At 62.3% G+C, this 3,975-nt stretch carries 2 protein-coding genes and 1 pseudogene (1 of these 3 cut by a window edge); 2 read left to right on the top strand and 1 reads right to left on the bottom strand.

Going from position 1 to position 3,975, the window contains the following annotated elements; translation table 11 throughout:
• The first annotated feature begins 124 nt into the window (after nt 1–124).
• Nucleotides 125–2,101 (top strand): threonine--tRNA ligase, encoded by a 1,977-nt coding sequence (gene thrS / locus EOB80_RS09485; RefSeq protein WP_127327455.1) that lies wholly within the window; start codon nt 125–127, stop codon nt 2,099–2,101.
• An 84-nt stretch (nt 2,102–2,185) separates the two neighbouring features.
• The gene (locus tag EOB80_RS09480) at nt 2,186–3,124 is read left to right on the top strand and encodes a GNAT family N-acetyltransferase (RefSeq protein ID WP_127327454.1); all 939 of its coding nucleotides are present in this window, start codon (nt 2,186–2,188) and stop codon (nt 3,122–3,124) included.
• Between the two features lie 23 nt (nt 3,125–3,147).
• On the opposite strand, the pseudogene EOB80_RS09475 reads toward EOB80_RS09480, so the two are convergent.
• A pseudogene (locus EOB80_RS09475) lies at nt 3,148–3,975 on the bottom strand (hypothetical protein); it runs 127 nt beyond the window's last position.

Below are 3,975 nucleotides of genomic sequence, written 5' to 3'. Positions count from 1 at the left end.
AGCCGCTGCCGGACGCATCCGGCGTTTCCCTATGCATGCCGTAACCCCAAAACCGCCACACACTTTTGGGCGACATGCATTTCAACCACCCGCGCTCGTTTGCGGGACTGGATAGGAGATATATATGCTGAATTCCGTTTCTCTGACATTTCCCGATGGCTCCGTCCGCGAATACGACGCGGCGATGACCGGTGCTGGCCTCGCCGAATCGATCTCGAAATCGCTGGCAAAGAAGGCGGTCGCCTATGCGATCGACGGCACGGTTCGCGATCTCAGCGATCCGCTCGGCAAGTCCGGCAAGGTCGAGATCGTCACCCGCGACGACCCGCGCGCGCTGGAGCTGATCCGCCACGACGCGGCCCATGTGCTGGCGGAAGCCGTGCAGGAGATATGGCCGGGAACGCAGGTGACCATCGGGCCGGTGATCGAGAACGGCTTCTATTACGACTTCGCCCGCAACGAGCCGTTCACGCCCGACGATTTTCCGGTGATCGAGAAGAAGATGCGCGAGATCATCGCGCGCAACAAGCCGTTCACCAGGGAAGTCTGGTCGCGCGACAAGGCAAAAAAAGTGTTTGCCGACAAGGGCGAACGCTACAAGCTGGAGTTGATCGACGCCATTCCCGAGGATCAGGATCTCAAGATCTACGCGCAGGGCGACTGGTTCGACCTCTGCCGTGGCCCGCACATGGCCTCGACCGGGCAGATCGGCAATGCCTTCAAACTGATGAAGGTGGCCGGCGCCTATTGGCGCGGTGATTCGAACAACCCGATGCTGACCCGCATCTACGGCACGGCCTGGGCTGATCAGGCGCAGCTCGAAGCCTACCAGATGATGCTGGAGGAGGCCGAGAAGCGCGACCATAGGAAGATCGGCCGCGAGATGGACCTGTTCCATTTCCAGGAAGAGGGACCGGGCGTCGTCTTCTGGCATGCCAAGGGCTGGAAGATGTTCCAGAACCTGGTCAACTACATGCGCCGCCGCCTCGACGAGCAAGGCTATCAGGAGGTCAACGCGCCGCAGGTTCTCGACAAGAGCCTGTGGGAGACGTCAGGCCACTGGGGCTGGTATCGCGACGCCATGTTCAAGGTGACGGTCGCCGGCGACGACACCGATGACGACCGGGTCTTCGCGTTGAAGCCGATGAACTGTCCGGGCCATGTGCAGATTTTCAAGCATGGGTTGAAGTCATATCGCGATCTACCCGTGAAGCTTGCGGAATTCGGCAATGTGCACCGCTACGAGCCGTCGGGCGCACTGCACGGGCTGATGCGTGTGCGCGGCTTCACGCAAGATGATGCGCACATCTTCTGCACCGAGGAGCAGCTGGCCGCGGAGTGCCTGCGCATCAACGATTTGATCCTGTCGACCTATGCTGATTTCGGTTTTGACGAAATCAGCGTGAAGCTGTCGACGCGGCCCGACAAACGCGTCGGCACCGACGAAGCCTGGGATCATGCCGAGGCGATCATGGGGAGCGTGCTGGAGACGATCAGGACACGGTCCGGCAATCGCATCAAGACCTCCATCAATCCGGGCGAGGGCGCCTTCTACGGACCGAAATTCGAATATGTGCTCAAGGATGCCATCGGCCGCGAATGGCAGTGCGGCACGACGCAGGTCGACTTCAACCTGCCGGAACGGTTCGGCGCCTTCTATATCGGCTCCGATTCCGAGAAGAAGCAGCCTGTGATGGTGCACCGCGCCATCTGCGGCTCGATGGAGCGCTTCCTCGGCATCCTGATCGAGAACTATTCCGGCCACTTCCCGCTGTGGTTCGCGCCGCTGCAGGTGGTGGTGGCGACGATCACGTCTGACGCCGACGGCTATGCGACCGAGGTGGTGGCAAAGCTGAAGGCCGCAGGGCTGTTGGCGGAAGCGGATCTGCGTAACGAGAAGATCAACTACAAGGTCCGCGAGCACTCGCTGGCCAAGGTTCCGGTCATCCTCGTCTGCGGCAAGCGCGAGGCCGAAGAGAAGACCGTCAACATGCGCCGGTTGGGCTCACGCGACCAGGAATCGCTTGGCCTTGACCAGGCGATCGCGCAATTGGCCGAAGAAGCTGTTACACCCGACCGCCGGCGCAAACGCGCGGCTTGATTGGCATAGTTTCGACCAAATGGCGGTGGAGCGATCCACCGCCATTTTCATATCCCTGTCACGCCGACCTTGTAACCAGCCCTTATGCTCAAGTTGAAATTGCGCGAACGACCCTTTCCCGAGCTTTCCTATGCCAATCCGCGCCAGCCGGCGCTGACACGCTGGTTCATTCATTCGGTCGAAGGCCTGTCGGGCCGCGACCGCTACACAGCACTTTATGATTTCTGGCGCCGCCAGGTCGTGCCGACAGGCGAACGCGTGTTCAGCCGTATGCTCGAACTGATCGACGTCCGCGTGCGGACATCGGATCAGTGGCCGCCGGCACAGTTGCCGAACACGCCGCTGGTGATCGTCGCCAATCATCCGTTCGGCATTGGTGACGGCATTGCCGTGCTGTCGTTGGTCGAGCAGCTCGGACGCCCGTTCCGGGTGATGATTCACAAGGACCTGCTCAAGATCCGCGAGATGGAGCCTTACTCGCTGCCAATCGACTTTTCCGAGACCAAGGACGCGCTGAAGAACAACATGGCCGTGCGCCATGAGGCGGTGCGGCTGTTGAAGGAAGGCGTCACCATCGTGGTGTTTCCGGCCGGCGGTGTCGCCACCGCGCCGAAGGGCTTTGGCCAGGCACGCGACTTGCCGTGGAAGATGTTTCCCGCCCGTCTCGTCCAGGACGCCAGGGCGTCGGTCATCCCGATGCATTTTTCCGGGCAGAACGGCAGGCTGTTCCATCTGGTCAGCGGGCCGATGAACATGGCTGAGCGCGACGGCCGGGTGGCGAAATTCGTCGGCAAGGCCTCGCTGACGCTGCGCACGTCGCTGCTCATCCACGAATTCGCGCGGCTGTCCGGCAAGGCGATAGACGTGCGCGTCGGCGATGTGCTGAGCTGGAGCGAGCTGGAGCCGTTGCGCGACCGCAAGGCATTGCTCGACCGGCTGTATCGCGGCGTGTTCGATCTGGCGCCAATCGTGGCGCGCCGCCGGATTCCGTTCCTGCCAGCGCGGACCAAGATGGCGGCCTGAAACAGGAAACCTGCCGCGGAAGGTTAGTCCGCGCCTTCTTCGGGATCCATCGCCGCGGCCTCGGTGGCCAGAACCTCGATCTCCTGGTTCTGCCCGGCCACGACCGTAAAATCCTTCTGATAGATGCGGTCGCGGTTCTTGGCGATGATGGTGTAGTCGCCCTCGGCCAGCACCATCGAGGCGAAGGCGCCGACGGTTTCCTTGATCGGATCGCCCGATTCATTGAGCAGCGACCAGGACGTATCGGCGATTGCCTCGCCACCGGTTTCGCGCACCAGCTTCATGGTGATCTCGGCGGCGTGGTGCTCGACGGTGGCTTCGGTCAGCTTGCCGGCCTCGACACGGATGTCGGAGCGGATGACCGCGTTGACCGCGCCATAGGTCGAGACGACATGGTAGATGCCGGCGTTGAGCCGCACGACGCTGTTGGGCTCGACATCGGGAATGATCAGCGCGCGGTCGCCATTGGCCTCGGCAGTGCCTTCGTAGATCGAAAATCGCAGCTTCTTTGGTGGAATGCGCACGCCGCCGGACAGCACTGCGTCGAGCTTGAGGCCGCCGGCGTCGAGCACGAGACTTTCGCGCTTGGCGTCCTTGCCGACAGTGATGCGCTTGGTGGCGCCGGCCCGGCCGTAGGAGGCGTGAACCAGATAGCTGCCGGGTTCGAGCTGGAAGACGGCGGTGCCGCCATGGGAGGAGGCAACCATCGGCAATTTGCCGTTGACGGCTTCGGGCTTGAAAACCCGCCAGACGATGCCGCGCGTGATGTCGGAACCCTTGTCGGTCAGTTGGGCGGACAATGTGATGGCGCCGCCGCCGCTCAGCGCCAGTGACGTCTCGCCTTTCGGCGT

Source organism: Mesorhizobium sp. M7A.F.Ca.MR.245.00.0.0, assembly GCF_003997415.1.
GTDB lineage: Bacteria > Pseudomonadota > Alphaproteobacteria > Rhizobiales > Rhizobiaceae > Mesorhizobium.
The sequence above is the reverse complement of the archived record's forward strand: the minus strand, read 5'-3'. Positions and strand labels throughout refer to the sequence as shown.

Bases quoted from the DNA above. Each gene is read 5' to 3' on its own strand.
- thrS (WP_127327455.1), top strand. From the start codon at position 125: ATGCTGAATTCCGTTTCTCTGACATTTCCCGATGGCTCCGTCCGCGAA.
- EOB80_RS09480 (WP_127327454.1), top strand. From the start codon at position 2,186: ATGCTCAAGTTGAAATTGCGCGAACGACCCTTTCCCGAGCTTTCCTAT.